16 protein-coding genes and 1 riboswitch are annotated in these 15,413 nt (G+C 73.2%); of the genes, 8 read left to right on the top strand and 8 right to left on the bottom strand.

Features of this window, described 5'->3' with window-relative positions; translation table 11 throughout:
- Positions 1-137 precede the first annotated feature (137 nt).
- Genes ACIRO3_RS23065 through ACIRO3_RS23075 form a run of 3 tightly spaced genes read right to left on the bottom strand, consistent with a single transcriptional unit; the run spans position 138 to position 3,809 of the window.
- Entirely contained in the window at positions 138-770 is a 633-nt protein-coding gene (locus ACIRO3_RS23065) for a TetR/AcrR family transcriptional regulator (RefSeq protein WP_053676019.1), read from the bottom strand.
- A 29-nt stretch (positions 771-799) separates the two neighbouring features.
- A complete protein-coding gene (locus tag ACIRO3_RS23070; protein ID WP_404139592.1) occupies positions 800-2,893 on the bottom strand; it encodes a YhgE/Pip family protein in 2,094 nt (697 codons plus the stop codon).
- Complete coding sequence (locus ACIRO3_RS23075) at positions 2,865-3,809, bottom strand: ATP-binding cassette domain-containing protein (RefSeq protein ID WP_404139594.1); 945 nt, start codon at positions 3,807-3,809, stop codon at positions 2,865-2,867. Before ACIRO3_RS23075 ends, ACIRO3_RS23070 begins: the two co-directional genes overlap by 29 nt.
- 274 nt (positions 3,810-4,083) lie before the next feature.
- On the opposite strand from ACIRO3_RS23075, the gene ACIRO3_RS23080 reads away from it, so the two are divergent.
- The 5 genes from ACIRO3_RS23080 (at position 4,084) to ACIRO3_RS23100 (ending at position 8,303) form a co-directional block, all read left to right on the top strand.
- Positions 4,084-4,572 (top strand): SAV_6107 family HEPN domain-containing protein, encoded by a 489-nt coding sequence (locus ACIRO3_RS23080; protein WP_404139597.1) that lies wholly within the window; start codon positions 4,084-4,086, stop codon positions 4,570-4,572.
- A gap of 72 nt (positions 4,573-4,644) precedes the next feature.
- Positions 4,645-5,403: a methyltransferase gene (locus ACIRO3_RS23085; RefSeq protein WP_361773995.1), complete on the top strand. Its 759-nt coding sequence runs from the start codon at positions 4,645-4,647 to the stop codon at positions 5,401-5,403.
- A gap of 265 nt (positions 5,404-5,668) precedes the next feature.
- Entirely contained in the window at positions 5,669-6,070 is a 402-nt protein-coding gene (locus tag ACIRO3_RS23090; RefSeq protein ID WP_053676024.1) for a DUF3040 domain-containing protein, read from the top strand.
- A 96-nt stretch (positions 6,071-6,166) separates the two neighbouring features.
- A complete protein-coding gene (locus ACIRO3_RS23095) occupies positions 6,167-6,793 on the top strand; it encodes a DUF4126 domain-containing protein (protein ID WP_404139601.1) in 627 nt (208 codons plus the stop codon).
- Between the two features lie 97 nt (positions 6,794-6,890).
- The gene (locus ACIRO3_RS23100) at positions 6,891-8,303 is read left to right on the top strand and encodes a phytoene desaturase family protein (protein WP_404139603.1); all 1,413 of its coding nucleotides are present in this window, start codon (positions 6,891-6,893) and stop codon (positions 8,301-8,303) included.
- 21 nt (positions 8,304-8,324) lie between these two features.
- Here ACIRO3_RS23100 and ACIRO3_RS23105 read toward each other — a convergent pair whose 3' ends face one another.
- The 5 genes from ACIRO3_RS23105 to ACIRO3_RS23125 all read right to left on the bottom strand — a co-directional run bounded on the left by ACIRO3_RS23105 (position 8,325) and on the right by ACIRO3_RS23125 (position 12,742).
- Positions 8,325-9,281 carry a hypothetical protein gene (locus ACIRO3_RS23105; protein WP_404139606.1) on the bottom strand — a complete coding sequence of 319 codons (957 nt, stop codon included), beginning with the start codon at positions 9,279-9,281 and terminating at the stop codon, positions 8,325-8,327.
- Positions 9,282-9,331: 50 nt separating this feature from the next.
- Positions 9,332-10,246: a methylenetetrahydrofolate reductase [NAD(P)H] gene (gene metF / locus ACIRO3_RS23110; RefSeq protein ID WP_404139608.1), complete on the bottom strand. Its 915-nt coding sequence runs from the start codon at positions 10,244-10,246 to the stop codon at positions 9,332-9,334.
- Positions 10,247-10,319: 73 nt separating this feature from the next.
- Positions 10,320-10,958 (bottom strand): thiamine phosphate synthase, encoded by a 639-nt coding sequence (thiE, locus tag ACIRO3_RS23115; protein WP_404139611.1) that lies wholly within the window; start codon positions 10,956-10,958, stop codon positions 10,320-10,322.
- 80 nt (positions 10,959-11,038) lie between these two features.
- Positions 11,039-11,404 (bottom strand): Rv2175c family DNA-binding protein, encoded by a 366-nt coding sequence (locus ACIRO3_RS23120; protein WP_361774014.1) that lies wholly within the window; start codon positions 11,402-11,404, stop codon positions 11,039-11,041.
- 117 nt (positions 11,405-11,521) lie between these two features.
- Positions 11,522-12,742 (bottom strand): NAD(P)/FAD-dependent oxidoreductase, encoded by a 1,221-nt coding sequence (locus ACIRO3_RS23125; RefSeq protein WP_404139613.1) that lies wholly within the window; start codon positions 12,740-12,742, stop codon positions 11,522-11,524.
- A gap of 91 nt (positions 12,743-12,833) precedes the next feature.
- Positions 12,834-12,946: riboswitch (TPP riboswitch) on the top strand.
- Between ACIRO3_RS23125 and thiO the strand changes: the two genes are divergently transcribed.
- The 3 genes from thiO (at position 12,944) to ACIRO3_RS23140 (ending at position 15,158) form a co-directional block, all read left to right on the top strand.
- Positions 12,944-14,161, top strand: a complete 1,218-nt coding sequence (thiO, locus tag ACIRO3_RS23130) for a glycine oxidase ThiO (protein WP_404139616.1) — start codon at positions 12,944-12,946, stop codon at positions 14,159-14,161. Its footprint overlaps the riboswitch before it by 3 nt.
- Positions 14,158-14,358 carry a sulfur carrier protein ThiS gene (thiS, locus tag ACIRO3_RS23135; RefSeq protein WP_361974150.1) on the top strand — a complete coding sequence of 67 codons (201 nt, stop codon included), beginning with the start codon at positions 14,158-14,160 and terminating at the stop codon, positions 14,356-14,358. The genes thiO and thiS overlap by 4 nt, the downstream gene beginning before the upstream one ends.
- Positions 14,359-14,363: 5 nt before the next feature.
- Entirely contained in the window at positions 14,364-15,158 is a 795-nt protein-coding gene (locus ACIRO3_RS23140; RefSeq protein ID WP_366000559.1) for a thiazole synthase, read from the top strand.
- The last annotated feature ends 255 nt before the right edge of the window (positions 15,159-15,413 follow it).

Consider the following 15,413-nt stretch of genomic DNA (forward strand, 5'->3'; position numbering starts at 1 on the left):
CGGGCGCCCGGTCCGTGCCCCCAGTCTGCTGTGCGCGCAGCCGGGAACCCATCCGTACTCGTACTCATCCGGAGGTCTGGGTACGGATACTCAGTTCTACGCCGGGTCCGTTCCCGGGCGGCACCGCCGACCGGGGGTCAGCGGCTGCCGCTCACCCGGCCCCGCAGCAGCAGCGACAGGGCCGAGTGGACGTCGTCCAGGGACCGCTCGCTCTGGAAGGACTGCCAGTCCAGCGCGGCCACCAGCACCATGCCCACCATCGCCGCCGCCGTGAGCGGAACGTCGATCTCGGCGCTGAGTTCGCCCCGCTCGACCCCCTCCCGCAGCACGTCCTCGACCACCGCCACCGCCTCGCGCCGGACCACCATCAGCGTGGACTGCCAGGTGCGGTTGGTCCGCCAGAGCTCGGCGACGTACAGCTGGGTGAAGGCCGGGTACCGGTCGATGAAGACCAGGCCCGCGCGGATCATCGCGTCGAGCGCCTCGATCCGGGTGCCGCCCCGCGCCTCCGTCTCCTCGGCCGCCGTGCGCAGGGAGACGGTCAACAGCCCCACCCCGTGCCGCAGCAGCTCCTCGAAGAGGTCGTTCTTGCTCGCGAAGTTGTAGTAGACGGTGCCCTTGGCCACGCCCGCCCGTTCGGCGATCTCGTCGACCGTGGTCGCGGAGAAGCCCTGTTCGGCGATGAGGGTGACGGCCGCCTCGTAGAGCTTCTGCCGGGTGGCCTGACGTCGACCGCCGCCGGCGGCCGTACCGGTGCTGCTGCTTTCCATGGCGCTGATTCTCACAGGTCAACAGCTCTCTACAGGCTCAGTTCCGGGTGCAGTCGACTCATCGTCCACACCTGCTTGCCGCGGGCGGCGAGCGCCGTCAGGGCCAGGGCTCCGATCGTGAAGGCCAGCAGGACCAGGGAACCCCGCCACACCGGGGCGAGGTCACCGCCGGTGATGAGGCGGCGCAGACCCTCGACGACGTACGACATGGGCAGGTACGGGTGGACCCAGTTGAAGAAGGCCGGGCTGGTCTGAACGGGGTACGTGCCGCCCGCCGAGGTCAGCTGGAGCATCAGGACGGCGAGGACCAGGATGCGTCCGGCCGCCCCGAACTTGGCGTTGAGCCACTGGACGATCGCCGCGAAGCAGCCGGTGACCAGCATCAGGAAGGCGATGGTCAGCGCGGGCCGGGCCATCTCCAGGCCGAGGCCCGGGGCCCAGTGGAGCACCGACATCAGCAGGGCGACCTGTGCGAAGCCGATGCCGGCCACGGGCAGCCAGCCCGCGAGGGCGACCCGCCAGGACGAGGCGCCGGCGGCCAGGGCCCGCCGGTTCAGCGGGGCGATCAGCATGTAGGCGACCATCGCGCCGACCCACAGGGAGAGCGGGATGAAGTACGGGGCGAAGCCGGTGCCGTAGTTGGGCGCCTTGTGCAGGGACTGGTTGGCGAGCCGGATGGGGTCGGCCATGACCTGGGTGCGGGCGTCGCGCGCCTGCTGGTCGTAGTCCGGGATCTTGCCGGCGCCGTCGTGCAGGCCGCCGGCGAGCTCGCCGCTGCCGTCGACCAGCTTGTACATGCCGCTGTCGAGGGTGTGCGCGCCGTCCCCGAGCTTGCCCACGCCCTCGGTCAGGGCGCCGGAGCCGGTGAAGGCGGTGCCCAGGCCGGTGTGCAGCTGCGCCATGCCGGAGGCGACCTTCTGGGCGCCGGTGTTCAGGGCGTTGACCTTGGCGACGGCCGCGTCGAGGTCGGAGGAGAGGCCGGGGGCCTTGTCGGCCAGCTCGCGGGCCTTGTCCTCCAGGTCGGTCAGCTGACCGCGGAGCTTGCCCAGGTCGGTGCCGGAGGCCTTGACGACGTCGTTGACGTCACCGGCCAGCACGGCGCCCTCGGCGATGTCGTCCTTGACCCGCTTCAGGTCCGGGCAGGAGGCCAGGTGCGGTTCGGCGCCCGGGGTGACGCAGTGGGCGGTGTAGTACTTGTCCGCACCGGTCGCGGCCCGCCGGGTGACGGCGGCGGCGGCCGGGGCGTTCTTGGCGAAGGAGTCCAGGTGCTTGTTGACCACCTGGGCGGTGTCCGCGACGAGTTCGGCGGTGGCGGCCAGGGACTTCGGGTCGCTGACGAAGGGCTTGGCCTTGGCGGCGGCCCCGTTGACCTTGTCGGCGAGGGTCTGGGTGCCGGCGGCGAGGTCCTTGGACCCGGTCTCCAACTGCCCGGCGGCCGTGTTCAGCTTCCTCAGCCCGCCGTTGAGCTCGCCCGTCTTCTCCTTGGCCGTGTCGAGGCCGTCGGCGAGGTCCTTGGCGCCCTGCTTGGCCTTGCCGGCGCCGTCCTTGAGCTTGTCGGCGCCGTCGGCGGCCTCGGCGGTCTTGTCGTGCAGGTCGGAGAAGTTGACGAAGATCTTGTCGAGGAAGCCGCGGGAGGCGTTGGAGGACGCGGCGGAACGGACCTCGGAGAAGACGGTCTTGGAGATCGAGCCGACGATGTAGTTGTTCGCGTCGTTCGTGCGGACCTGGAGCGCCCCGGTGGCGGGGTCCGCGCCGGAACTGGAGGCGATCTTCGCGCTGAAGTCGGCGGGCATGGTCAGGGACAGGTAGTACTTCCCCTCCTCCAGGCCCTCGGCCGCCTCGTCGGCGTCGACCTCGCGCCAGTCGAAGGTCTTGCTGTCGCGCAGCTTCCTGGTGATCTCGTCGCCCGCGGCGAGGCGCTTGCCGTCCACGGTCGCGCCGCGGTCGGAGTTGACGAGGGCCACGGGAACCTTGTTCAGGTTGCCGTAGGGGTTCCAGAAGGACCAGAGGTACAGGGCCCCGTAGAGCAGCGGCAGCAGGAGCAGCGCGACGAGGGCGGCCCGGGGCAGCTTCCCCCGCCCGAACCGCTTCAGCTCAAGCGCGGCGAGCTTCGGCGAGCGCATCGTCCGCCCCCTTCGTGTCGTCGTCGGTGTCGGCGGTGTCGGCGGTGTCGGTGTCGCCGGTGTCGGTGTCGGGCTTGACCTCGGCCTCGGACTCGGGCTTGGCCTCTGCCTCGGGCTCGGGCTTGGCCTCGGGGTCCGGCTCGGGTTCGGGGTCCGGGTCGGGTTCGGGGTCCGGGTCGGGTTCGGGGTCCGGGTCGGGTTCGGCGGGGGGCTCGGTCGCGGCCTGGACCGTGCGCAGCACCAGGACCCCCTCAGGCGCCTCGTCGCACACCGCGATGACGGTGATCCCCCGGTCGGCGATCGAGCGGAGCAGCGCCCACAGTTCGGCGCGCTCGGCGGTCGATAGCTTCAGGTCGGTGTCGTCGAGGGCCAGCAGTCGGGGTCCGCCCAGCAGGGCGATGGCCACGGACAGCCGGACGGCCTCCAGGCGCTCCAGGTCGCGTACGGAGGTGCGCGGTCCCTTGGGCAGGGTCGCCGGGTCGAGCCCGGCGGCCGCGAGGGCCTGCTCGATCAGGGTCGCGGTGGTGGCGCGGCGCTCCGCGCGCGGGCGCAGCAGGGCCCGCACGGGACCCTCGTAACGGCGCTGGAGCATGGCTCCCTCGCGCAGTTGCTCGGCGACGGTGAGCGCCTCGTCGAGGTCGTTGACCCCGGGCACGTGCCCGAGGGCGGCGATCCGCCGCACCGCGGTCATCTTCTTCGGCAGTCGGTGCCCGCCGATCTCGGCGTGGCCCTCGGAGGGCTTCATCCGACCCGTGAGGGCGAGCAGCAGGCAGGTCCGGCCGCTGCCGGAGGGGCCTTCGAGTGCGATGAGCGAGCCGGGCGCGGCGTCGATCCCCACGCCCCGGAAGACCCAGCCGCGCGGGCCCTTGAGTCCGAAGTCCTCGGCCTTGACGGCCGCCCCGTGTGAGCTCTCCACGCCGCCCCCCTTCTTTTGAACTGACCGGTCAGTTCAAAAAACTAGCAGGTTCCGCGGGATCCGGTTGCACAGAGGGGGATGAAGATCCCCAACCGGGGGTAAAAGTGCAGGTCACCGTGATTGTCAGTGGCGGGCGTCACGATGGACTCACGCAGCGCGACAACGCGGCGGCACGGCAGCACCACCCGACGGCGGTACCCGAACAGGCAGTACCCGAAAGGCAGTGACCGAGTACCCGGCATCAGAAGCAGCACGCATCGACAGGAGGTTCGTCATGGCCACACCGTCCCCGTCCCCTGTCCACCCCGTCCCGAGGAAGTCGTCGGCACCGCCGGCCGCCCTCGATCTGCTCGCCAAGGCCCACCGCGGCCTGACCGAGGCGGTCGGGCTGTCCCGGCCCAATGAGCGCTACGCCACCGCCCACCTCGCGGCGCTGCGCGCGGCCGCGGCCGTACTGGCCGCGCGCGGGCGGCCCGAGCCGGCCAACCCGCGCCGACGGCCCCGGATCCGCAGCGCGTGGGAGGTGCTGCCGGAGATAGCGCCGGAGTTGACGGAGTGGAGCGCCCTGTTCGCCGCCGGTGCCGACCGCCGGGCCCGGGCCGAGGCCGGGATACCGGACGCCGCGACCGGCCGGGAGGCGGACGACCTGGTCCGCGAGGTGGGGATGTTCCTGCGCCTGGTCGAGCGGATGCTGTCCCTGCGACCGGTGACCCCGACGCAGGGCCTGCCGCAGCCCCGACCTGAGCGTCCGCACGCGGGATGAGCTGGTCGGCGGCCTGAGGCAATAGGGTGGGGCACGCCCGCTCACCCTTACCGCGCCGAGGAGCCATCAGCCGTGTCGGACACTTCCCGCCCCCGTGCCTCCCTCCGCACCGCCGTGGTGTGGGAGGTCCTCAAGGAGGCCCTCGACCGCCGGGTGAAGGCGACCGGGCGGGACGTGTTGGACGTGCTGGACACCGGCGGCGGCACCGGCAAGTTCGCCGTCCCGGTGGCCCGGCTGGGCCACCGGGTCACCGTGGTCGACCCCAGCCCGAACGCGCTGTTCGGGCTGGAGCGTCGGGTCTCCGAGGCCGGAGTCGCCGACCTGGTGCGCGGGGTCCAGGGCGACGCCCAGGGTCTGCTGGACGTCGTCGACCGGGACGCGTACGACGTGGTGCTGTGTCACGGCGTGCTGGAGTACGTGGACGACCCGGCCGAGGGCGTGGCCAACGCGGTCGCGGCCCTGCGCCCCGGCGGGATCCTGAGCCTGCTCGGCGCCGGACTCGGCGGAGCCGTGCTGGCCCGCGCGCTGGCGGGGCACTTCACCGAGGCCCGTACCGCGCTCACCGACCCGGCGGGCCGCTGGGGATCGGGCGACCCGGTCCCGCGCCGGTTCACCGCCGAGCAGCTCACCGAGCTGGTGGGTGGAGCCGGCCTGGAGGTCGGAGCGGTGCACGGTGTACGGATCTTCACGGACCTCGTGCCCGGCGTCCTGGTCGACACCGAGCCCGGCGCGGTGGAGGCGCTGATGCGTCTGGAGGAGGCCGCCGCCGAGCTGCCGGCCTTCCACGCGGTCGCCACGCAGTTGCACGTCCTGGGCGAGAAGAGCGCCTGATCTGCGGCGCGTCCGCGCACGCGGATGCGCGGACACCCTGTGAACCGGCCGCCGGCCCCGTATGATCGAGGACACCGGCCGGCATGGCGGACGGACCATTGGGGAATAAGCGCCTCAGTGACCGCCCGGGCGACGGTACGGTTTGTACGCAGGGCTTTTTTCGAACGTGGCGTAGAGGGCGGGTATCACGGGGGCGATTCCCCGCCTATCCTGAAGGGGACCCCTGGTCGCTACCCTTCGCGACCGACGGATGAGGAGGACTCCCGTGCCGCTCTCGGAGCACGAGCAGCGAATGCTCGAGCAGATGGAGCGAGCGCTGTACGCCGAAGATCCCAAGTTCGCGACAGCGCTTGAGGGAAGCGGACTGCGCACGTACACCCGGCGACGGGTCTACCAGGCAGTCGCGGGCATTGTGGTGGGCATCGCGCTCCTCATGACCGGTGTGATCGTGCCGAACGTGCTGTGGATCAGCGTGGTGGGCTTCCTCGTCATGCTGGGTTGTACGGTTCTCGTGGTCACCGGTTGGCGCAAGGCACCCAAGCCCGGCGAGCAGCCCGTCTCCGACAGTGCAGGCGGTTCGGCCCGTGGCCGGAACCGGCAGCGTCGGTCGATGATGACCCGCATCGAGGAACGGTGGCAGCGCCGCCGTGACGAACAGGGGCAGTAGCCCCCCAGGACATGAGCGAGGGGACGGCCGCCGACGGGCGGCCGTCCCCTCGCCTTTCTCCCTGACGGATCACCCGTCCTGCGGCATGATGACCGAATGACTGTGCTGCCCCTGGTCTTCACCAGCGGCTGGGCCAGCGGGATCAACGCCTACGCCGTGGTCCTCCTGCTCGGCCTCTTCGGCGCGACCGGGCTCACGGACGAGGTCCCGGCGTCGTTGCAACGCCCCGACGTCCTGATCGTCGCCGGTGTGCTGTTCCTCTGCGAGGCGGTCGCCGACAAGATCCCCTACGTGGACTCGGTGTGGGACACCCTCCACACCGTGATCCGCCCCGTGGCGGGCGCGGTGGTCGGGGCCCTGCTGGCCGGGCAGAGCGGCTCGCTCCCCGACCTCGCCGCCGGCGCCGTCGGCGGTTCCACCGCGCTGGCCAGCCACTTCGTCAAGGCCGGCACCCGGATGGCGGTCAACGCCTCGCCGGAACCGTTCACCAACATCGCCGTCAGCACCGCCGAGGACCTCGGGGTGGCCGGCATCGTCACCTTCGCCATGTTCAACCCCCAGGCCGCCGCGATCATCGCGGCCGTGCTGCTGGCGGCGGGCCTGACGATGCTGTTCTTCCTCTGGAGCCGGATCCGCCGCTACCGCCGGCGGCGGGCCCAACGCCGCGAGGAGAAACGGATGGCCGCCGAGGTGCGTCACACCTCCGGCGCGCCACCCCGCTGACCGCCCGGCGCCGGCGCCGACCGGACTCCGCCGCCCGCCCTGACCTCGTACGACCTCCCCGACCCGGACCCCCGGTTCGCTCGATAGGCTCAGCCGCATGGCACGAATTGCGGTGATCGGCGCCGGGATGGGCGCGATGGCGACGGCGGCCCGGCTGGCCGTGGCGGGCCACTGGGTGACGGTGTACGAGCGCGGCTCCACGTACGGCGGCGCCGTGGGTCGGTACGAGCGCGACGGTTTCGCCTTCGACACCGGCCCGGGGCTGTTGCACCTGCCCGCCGTCTACCGCGACCTGTTCGTGAAGACGGGCAGGAAGCCGCTGGAGGAGTGCGTCGCGCTCGTCCAGGTGGACCCCGCCGTCCGGCACCTGCTGCCCGACGGCACCTCGCTCACCCTTCCCAACGCCTCCCGCGGGGGCGCCGCCGCCGTTCTCGACGAGACCTTCGGCGCGGGCGCCGGGGACCGCTGGAACGGGGTGCTCGGGCGCGCCCGCGACGCCTGGAACGCCACCCGCCGCCCGCTGCTGGAGGAGCCGCTGCGCCCCGACTGGCAGGTGCTGGGCGCGGACCCCTACCCGGCGGTGCGCAAGAGCGGCCTGCTGCGGCGGCGCCCGCCGACCCTCGCCGAGGTGGCCGAACGGGAACTGGGCGGGCCGCTCGGGGAACTGCTGACCGCGCGGGTGCGCGCGTACGGCCTGCGTCCGACGGACGCGCCCGCCTCGGCGGCGGTCCTCCCGTACATGGAGCAGACCTTCGGCAGCTGGTACGTGCGCGGTGGCCTCCGGGAGCTGGCCACGGCCGTGTACGAACGCTGCCTGGAGCGGAAGGTGACCTTCGTCTTCGACGCGGACGTGCGGGGGGTCGTGGAACGGGACGGCCGGGCCGCCGGCCTCTCGTTGGCCGGCACGAGCGCGGTGGGCGCCGACACCGTGGAGGCCGACGCCGTGGTCTGCGGGGTCGATCCGAGGGCGCTCGCGATCCCGCCGGCGCCCGGCCCGGCTCCCGCCCCGCCGGCGGGTCTCCCCGGCCGGTACACCCTGTTCCTGGCCCTCGGCGGGCCCCGACCCGCCGACGCCGTGCACCGCACGCTGGTCGGAGCGGACCTGACCGTGCTTCGGCCCGACGACCCCGCCGCCCTGCCCGACGCCGGACACGAGGCCGTCACCGTCCAGGCGGTGGTGGAACCCGGCACGACGCCTTCGGCGCAGGACCTGCTCGCCGCGGCGGCCCCGGCCGTGCCGGGTCTGCGGGAGCGGCTGCTGTGGCACGAGCTGCGCACCCCGGCCGACATCGCCGGGGCGACGGGCGCCCTGGACGGGGCCGTGCCGCCGCCCGCGCTCGCGGGAGTCGGCGGCCGGCTGCTCCACCCCGCGAACACCACGGGTCTGCCCGGGCTGTACCTCGCCGGCGGCTGGGCCCACCCCGGCGGCGGACTCCCCCACGCGGGCATGACCGGCGCCCTGGTGGCCGGACTCATCGTGGAGGGCGCGGACTTCCGCGGCTCCCGCTGACCGGGCCGGGCGCCGGGCCGGTCAGTAGCGGTACTGCTCGTACTCGCCGCTGCCGCCCTGGTACGGGTACTGCTGCTGCTGTTGCTGCTGTTGCTGGTACTGCTCGTCCGTCGGGTAGGGCTGCTGGGCGTACTCGTCGGTGGACCGCTGCTGCGGTACCCAGACCCCACCGGGCGGGGTGTCCATCGAGTACTGCTGCCCGCTGTAGTCCGCGTAGGGCGCGTAGTCCTGCGTCTGGGACGGGGTGACGCCGCCGCCGGTGCCGATGTACGGGTCCGAGTAGGCCGCGTAGACCTGCTGCTCACCCGTCGGGTAGCCGGTGGAGTAGTCGTAGCCGCCCTGGGGCTGCGCGTCGTACTGCGGGGCGTACGTGCCGTCCTGCCCGCCGTTGGTGAACGGCGAGGCGAACGCGGCCGTTTCGGCCGCCTGGCCCGACTGGCCCGCGTACCCCGACTGGTCCGCGTACCCGCGCTGGTCGCCGTACTGGGGGGCGAAGCTCTGTATACCGTACGAGCCGGTGTCCTCGGGGACCGGCTGCGGGGTGAAGACGTTCGTTTCCGCGTCGTCGAAGTCGTCGGGGGCGTCCGCGCCGTCGCGGCGGCCGGCGGCGGCCGTCCGGTCGTCGTACTCCAGCCCCGTCACCTCCAGCGTGGGCGCCGGGCGTTCGGGGCGCGCACCGCCCGCGCCCCGGCGCCGGCCGCTCTGCTTCCGTACGGGTTCTCCGGCCCGGCGCAGCGCCCAACCGGCCACGAAGCCCTTGCGGAAGGAGAGCGTCACCAGGGTCTGGCCGATCGCGAACGCGGTCGCGCCGACGGCGATGACGAGCACCGACGGCAGCACCACCCCGGCGACCACGCCGGCGAAACCGGCGAAGGCGAGCAGGCGCCAGCGGAGCCGGGCCTTGTACTGCATCAGGACCTCGGCAAGCAGCCACAACGCGACGAAACCGAACGCGGTGTAGAGGACCGTCATTCCCATGCGTGGCCCCTCTCGGTGCGGCCGCCGGCGCGGGAACGGGGGACGGCCGCTCAGGCCCGCTGGTGCAGGCCCAGGTTCTCGTAGATTTCGAGAGTCGCCGTGGAGTTGTTCAGCGTGATGAAGTGCAGCCCCGGAACACCCTCGGACAGCAGCCGCGCGCAGAACTCCGTGGCGAACTCGATGCCAATGGAGCGTACAGCGGCCGGATCGTCCTTGACGGCGAGCATGCGGTCTTTTACCGCCGAGGGGAAGACCGCGGTACTGAGCTGGGGCAGCCGGTCCAACTGCTTGATGCCCACAACAGGCATGACCTCGGGGATGATCGGGGTCTCACAACCCGCCTTCGCGACGCTGTCGCGGAGCCTCAGATAATTCTCCGGATCGAAGAACATCTGGGTGATCGCATAGTCGGCGCCCGCGCGGCACTTGTCCACGAAGTGCCGGATGTCCGTGTCCCAGTCGTCCGAACGCGGGTGCATCTCGGGGAAGGCCGCGACGCCGACGCAGAAGTCGCCGGACTCCTTGAGCAGCCGGACCAGGTCGGCCGCGTAGTCCACGCCGTCGGGGTGCTTGACCCAGTCGGCCATGGGATCGCCCGGCGGGTCCCCGCGCAAAGCGAGCATGTTGCGGATGCCGGCGTCGGCGAACTGGCCGATGACGTGACGCAGCTCCGCGACGGACTGGTCCACGGCGGTGAGGTGCGCGACGGGGGTGAGGGTGGTGTTCGCGGCGATCGCCTCGGTGGCCCGTACGGTGCCTCCGCGCGTGGAGCCGCCGGCCCCGTAGGTGACGGACACGAAGCTGGGGCCCACCGCCTCGATGCGGCGGAGCGCGTTCCAGAGGTTGCGTTCGCCCTTCTCGGTCTTGGGCGCCCAGAACTCGAAGGAGTACGAGCGCCCGGACGCGATGAGGTCGCGGACCGTGTGTGCGCGGTCCGACCAGGTGGAAGCGGTGCCAAGGGCCATACCGGCAGGTTAGACGCGTGCCGGCGGACGCCGAAGCGCTGTCCGCCCATTGGACACGTTTTTGGACACCCGGCTACACGAGACGGGCGCGGACCCGCTTGGCCAGTTCGGCGGCGGCCGCCCCCGGATCGGACGCCTCGGTGAGGGCGCGTACGACCACGACTCGGGTGGCCCCGGCGTCGAGGACCTCGTCCAGGTTGCCGGCGTCTATGCCGCCGATGGCGAACCAGGGCCGGTCCTGCGTGAGGGAGGCGGCGTGGCGCACGAGGTCGAGGCCGGGGGCGTGCCGGCCGGGCTTGGTGGGGGTGGGCCAGCAGGGGCCGGTGCAGAAGTAGTCCACGCCGGGCTCGGCGACGGCCGCGTCGACCTCCGACTCAAAGTGGCAGGAGCGGCCGATCAGGACGTCGGGGCCGAGGATCGCGCGGGCGGCGGGAACGGGGATGTCCCCCTGGCCGAGGTGTAGGACGTCGGAGCCGATGGCGTGCGCGACGTCGGCGCGGTCGTTGACCGCCAGCAGCCTGCCGTGGCGGCGGGCAGCCTCGGCGAAGACCTGGAGGTGCTCCAGTTCCTCCCCCGCCTCCATGCCCTTGTCGCGGAGCTGGACGATGTCCACCCCGCCGGCCAGGACGGCGTCGAGGAACTCGGGGAGGTCACCCTGTCGCTTGCGGGCGTCCGTGCACAGGTAGAGCCGGGCGTCGGACAGCTGCTGCATGGGTGTACCCCCCGTGGTCGTGGCGGTGTACGGGCCCGCGCGCTCGGCCCGTACACCGGTTGGTTCGGCGAATCAGCCGGTCAGAGGGCGAGCGCCTGAGCGCGGCGCTTCACCTCCGTGCCGCGATTCTCGCTCAGCGCCTGCGCGGGGGTGCCGGGCAGGGTGGGGTCCGGGGTGAACATCCACTCCAGGATCTCCGCGTCGGAGAAGCCGTCGTCGCGGAGCACCGTCAGCAGGCCGACCAGGCCCTTGACCACCTTGTCGCCGTCGATGAAGGGGGCGGGTACCTGGAGGGAGCGGTTCTCGCCGCGGCGCACGGCGAGCAGCTGACCTTCCTTGACCAGCTGGCGGACCCGGGTCACTTCGATGTCGAGCATCTCCGCGATGTCGGGGAGGTAGAGCCAGGCGGGAACAAGGGCATCGATCTTTGCGTCAATCTCGGTCACGGGGACAAGCCTGCCATCTCGGGCCGGCCGCCGGTACCCGGGCCGTCCGTCCGGGCGCCGGGGCAGGCGCCGCCCGGCCCCGGCTCGGATCGGCGGCGCCTCGTGTCCGTCTCCGGTTCAGGCCGCGGCGGACTTCAGGGGGGTGCCGGGGTCGGCGACCTTGGTCGGATCCAGGGGCGCGCCGGATTCGATCAGGCGGCGGCCCTGGGCGAGGTCGCGGGGACGGCCCACGGCAAGGACGGCGACCAGGATCCCGTCGCGGAGCCAGCAGACGGACCACGCCGGGTCGCTCGGATCGCCCCGCCACACCGTCTCGTCCGCCGCGTCGTGGTGCCCGGCGTACTGCACGAAGCGCCCGAACTGCTCCGACCAGAAGTACGGCACCGGATCGTAGGCGCGGTCCGTTCCGCCGCTCAGGATGTCGGCCGCGACCACCCTGGGGCCCTGGAGGGCGTTGTCCCAGTGGTGGACCAGCAGCCTGGCCCCGTAGCGGGCCGAGGGGAACGAGGCGCAGTCCCCCACGGCGTACACGTCCTCCAGCGAGGTCCGCAGCCAGGCGTCCGCCGTGACCGAGCCGTCGGGTCCCAGGTCGATCCCCGAGTCCGCCAGCCACGCGGTGGCGGGGCGGGCCCCGATGCCCACGATCACCGCGCCCGCCGCCAGTTCCCGGCCGTCGGCCAGCAGGACCCGGCCGGGCTCCACCGAGGCCACCCGCGCGCCGGTCAGCAGGGTCGCGCCCGCCTCCGCGTACCAGCGGCCCATCGCCTCCCCGACCGCCTCGGGCAGGGCGCCCGCCAGGACCCGGTCCGCCGCCTCGACGACGGTGACGGCGCAGCCCGCCTCCCGGGCGGCGGTGGTGAACTCCGCGCCGATCCAGCCGGCCCCGACCACGACCACGGCCGGCGCGGCGGCGAGGACCGGGCGCAGTCGCGCGGCGTCGTCGAGGGTACGCAGCAGGTGGACGCCCCGGACTCCCTCGGAGCCGGGCAGGGTCAGCGGTTCGGCGCCGGTCGCCAGGACCAGGGCCTCGTAGGGGACCGGGCCGGCCTCCGTGTCGAGTTCGCGCGCTCCCGCGCGCAGGCCGGTGACCTCGGTCCCCAGTCGAAGGCGGATGTCGAGCCCCTCGAAGTCCACGTCGAACGCGGAGTCCTCGGCCTTGCCCAGCAGGACCGCCTTGGAGAGCGGGGGCCGGTCGTAGGGCTGGTGGGGTTCGGCGCCCAACAGGGTCAGGGGGCCGGTGAAGCCCTGTTCGCGCAGGGCCACCGCGGTCTGCACGCCGGCCATTCCGGCGCCCACGATGACGACGCCGCTCTGAGTGTGTTCCGTCTGCTCGCTCACGTCACCCACCCTAATCTTCTGACGCTCCGTCAGGAATGGCGGGCGGGGAGGCAGCCTTACCCGGCACCGGCCCCGGGGTTAGTCTGGCCACCGTACCTATCGCGGGAGTCCGGGCGCACCGGGCTGAGAGGGAGGCTGACCGGCCTCCGACCGTACGAACCTGATCCGGGTCATGCCGGCGAAGGGAGGGGCTGGACACCCATGCACTCATCGCGTTCATCGCACTCCGCACGTTCATCGCACTCGTCACGACAAGCGGGTCACGACGTCCACGACGTCCTCGTCATCGGCGGCGGCGTCATCGGCCTGGTCGTCGCGTGGCGGGCGGCCCGGCGCGGGCTGCGCACCGTACTGGCCGATCCGAACCCCGGCGGGGGCGCGGCCCAGGTCGCGGCCGGGATGCTCGCCGCCGTCACCGAGCTGCACTACGGCGAGGAGACCCTGCTCGGGCTCAACGTGGCCTCCGCCGCCCGCTATCCGGAGTTCGCCGCCGAACTCACCGAGGCCGCCGGCGGGCTGGAGATCGGCTACCGCGCCTGCGGCACCCTCGCCGTGGCCCTGGACTCCGACGACCGCCTGCACCTGCGCGAGCTGCACGCGCTCCAGCGTCGCTGCGGGCTGGAGTCACAGTGGTTGACCGGCCGCGAGTGCCGGCGCCTGGAACCGATGCTGGCCCCGGGCGTACGGGGCGGCCTGCGCGTCGACGGGGACCACCAGGTGGACCCGCGCCGGCTCGCCGCCGCGCTGCTGGCCGCCTGCGAACGGGCCGGGGTGGGCGTCCACCGGGCCAACGCCGACCGGTTGACCGTGCTGCACGACCGGGCCGCGGGGGCCGTGCTCGACGACGGTACGGAGCTGCGCGCCGACCAGGTGGTGCTCGCGGCGGGCTCGCTCAGCGGCCGTTTGGCGGGCGTGCCACCGCAGGTGCGGGTCCCGGTACGGCCGGTGAAGGGCCAGGTGCTGCGACTGACGGTGCCGGCCTCGTACGCGCCGTTCCTCTCCCGGACCGTACGGGCCGTCGTCCGAGGCAGCCACGTCTACCTGGTGCCGCGCGAGAACGGCGAACTCGTCGTCGGGGCCACCAGCGAGGAACTCGGCTGGGACACCACCGTCACCGCCGGCGGGGTCTACGAGCTGCTGCGCGACGCCCACGAGCTCGTGCCCGGCATCACCGAACTCCCGCTGACCGAGACCCGGGCCGGCCTGCGACCGGCCTCCCCCGACAACGCCCCGCTGCTCGGGCCCACCGAGCTGCCCGGCCTGCACCTGGCCACCGGGCACTACCGCAACGGGGTGCTGCTGACCCCGCTCACCGGGGACGTGATGGCGGAACTGCTGGCCACCGGCACCATGCCGGAGGTCGCCCGCCCCTTCACCCCGCGCCGATTCACCCAGGCACGTCAGGAGTCGTACGCATGACCATCTCCGTCAACGGCGAACCGCGCGAGGTCGCGGCCGGAACCACCCTCGACGCGGTGGTCGCCACCCTGACCCGGGCCCACAAGGGGGTCGCGGCGGCGCTCAACGAGACCGTGGTGCCGCGCGGCCGGTGGCCGCACACCGAGATCGGCGAAGGCGACCGGGTCGAGGTCCTCACCGCGGTCCAGGGAGGCTGACGGCGATGGCGGACGACCTCTTCACCCTCGGCGGCCGGACCTTCACCTCCCGCCTGATCATGGGCACGGGCGGCGCCCCCAGCCTGGACGTCCTGGAGCGCGCCCTGGTCGCCTCCGGCACGGAACTGACCACCGTGGCCATGCGCCGCCTGGACCCGACCGTGCAGGGCTCGGTCCTGTCCGTGCTCTCCCGGCTGGGCATCGCGGTCCTGCCGAACACCGCGGGCTGCTTCACGGCCGGCGAGGCCGTGCTGACCGCCCGGCTGGCCCGCGAGGCGCTCGGCACGGACTGGGTCAAGCTCGAAGTCGTCGCCGACGAGCGCACCCTGCTCCCGGACGGGGTCGAACTGCTCGACGCCGCCGAGACCCTGGTGGACGAGGGCTTCACCGTGCTCCCGTACACCAACGACGACCCGGTGCTGGCGCGGAAGCTGGAGGACGTGGGCTGCGCGGCGATCATGCCGCTGGGCTCCCCCATCGGCTCCGGCATGGGCATCCGCAACCCGCACAACTTCGAGCTGATCGTGGAACGGGCCGGGGTTCCGGTGATCCTGGACGCGGGCGCCGGCACGGCCTCGGACGCGGCGCTGGCCATGGAGCTGGGGTGCGCCGCCGTCATGCTGGCGTCGGCCGTCACCCGGGCGCAGTCGCCCGCGCTGATGGCGGCGGCGATGCGGGACGCCGTCTCGGCGGGGCGGCTCGCCCGTCGCGCGGGACGCATCCCCCAGCGGCGCTTCGCCGAGGCCTCCTCCCCCACCGAGGGCCGCGCCACCCTCGACCCGGAACGCCCGGCCTTCTAGCCTCCGGCTCCGTCGCCCACCTCCAGCCTCGCCGGCGTTCGAGGCGCGGGCCCACCTCCAGCCTCGCCGGCGTTCGAGGCGCGGGCCCACCTCCAGCCTCGCCGGCACTTGAGGCGCGGGTCCGGGCGGAGCCCGGTGCCCGGCGGAGCCGGGGTTACCTGGGGCACCGCCCCGGACCCCGGGGGGGCCCCCCCCCCCGGGGGGGGGGGGGCGGGGGGGGGGGGGGGGCCCCCCGCCCCCCCGCCCCCCCCCCCC

Origin of the sequence: Streptomyces sp. NPDC102278, from assembly GCF_044766345.1 — a bacterium.
GTDB lineage: Bacteria > Actinomycetota > Actinomycetes > Streptomycetales > Streptomycetaceae > Streptomyces.

Excerpts from the sequence above, each read along its gene's own strand:
- ACIRO3_RS23105 (WP_404139606.1), bottom strand. The coding sequence starts at position 9,281 with ATGGGAATGACGGTCCTCTACACCGCGTTCGGTTTCGTCGCGTTGTGG.
- ACIRO3_RS23100 (WP_404139603.1), top strand. The coding sequence starts at position 6,891 with ATGGCACGAATTGCGGTGATCGGCGCCGGGATGGGCGCGATGGCGACG.
- thiO (WP_404139616.1), top strand. The coding sequence starts at position 12,944 with ATGCACTCATCGCGTTCATCGCACTCCGCACGTTCATCGCACTCGTCA.
- ACIRO3_RS23080 (WP_404139597.1), top strand. The coding sequence starts at position 4,084 with ATGGCCACACCGTCCCCGTCCCCTGTCCACCCCGTCCCGAGGAAGTCG.
- ACIRO3_RS23095 (WP_404139601.1), top strand. The coding sequence starts at position 6,167 with ATGACTGTGCTGCCCCTGGTCTTCACCAGCGGCTGGGCCAGCGGGATC.
- thiS (WP_361974150.1), top strand. The coding sequence starts at position 14,158 with ATGACCATCTCCGTCAACGGCGAACCGCGCGAGGTCGCGGCCGGAACC.
- ACIRO3_RS23140 (WP_366000559.1), top strand. The coding sequence starts at position 14,364 with ATGGCGGACGACCTCTTCACCCTCGGCGGCCGGACCTTCACCTCCCGC.
- metF (WP_404139608.1), bottom strand. The coding sequence starts at position 10,246 with ATGGCCCTTGGCACCGCTTCCACCTGGTCGGACCGCGCACACACGGTC.
- ACIRO3_RS23070 (WP_404139592.1), bottom strand. The coding sequence starts at position 2,893 with ATGCGCTCGCCGAAGCTCGCCGCGCTTGAGCTGAAGCGGTTCGGGCGG.
- ACIRO3_RS23065 (WP_053676019.1), bottom strand. The coding sequence starts at position 770 with ATGGAAAGCAGCAGCACCGGTACGGCCGCCGGCGGCGGTCGACGTCAG.
- thiE (WP_404139611.1), bottom strand. The coding sequence starts at position 10,958 with ATGCAGCAGCTGTCCGACGCCCGGCTCTACCTGTGCACGGACGCCCGC.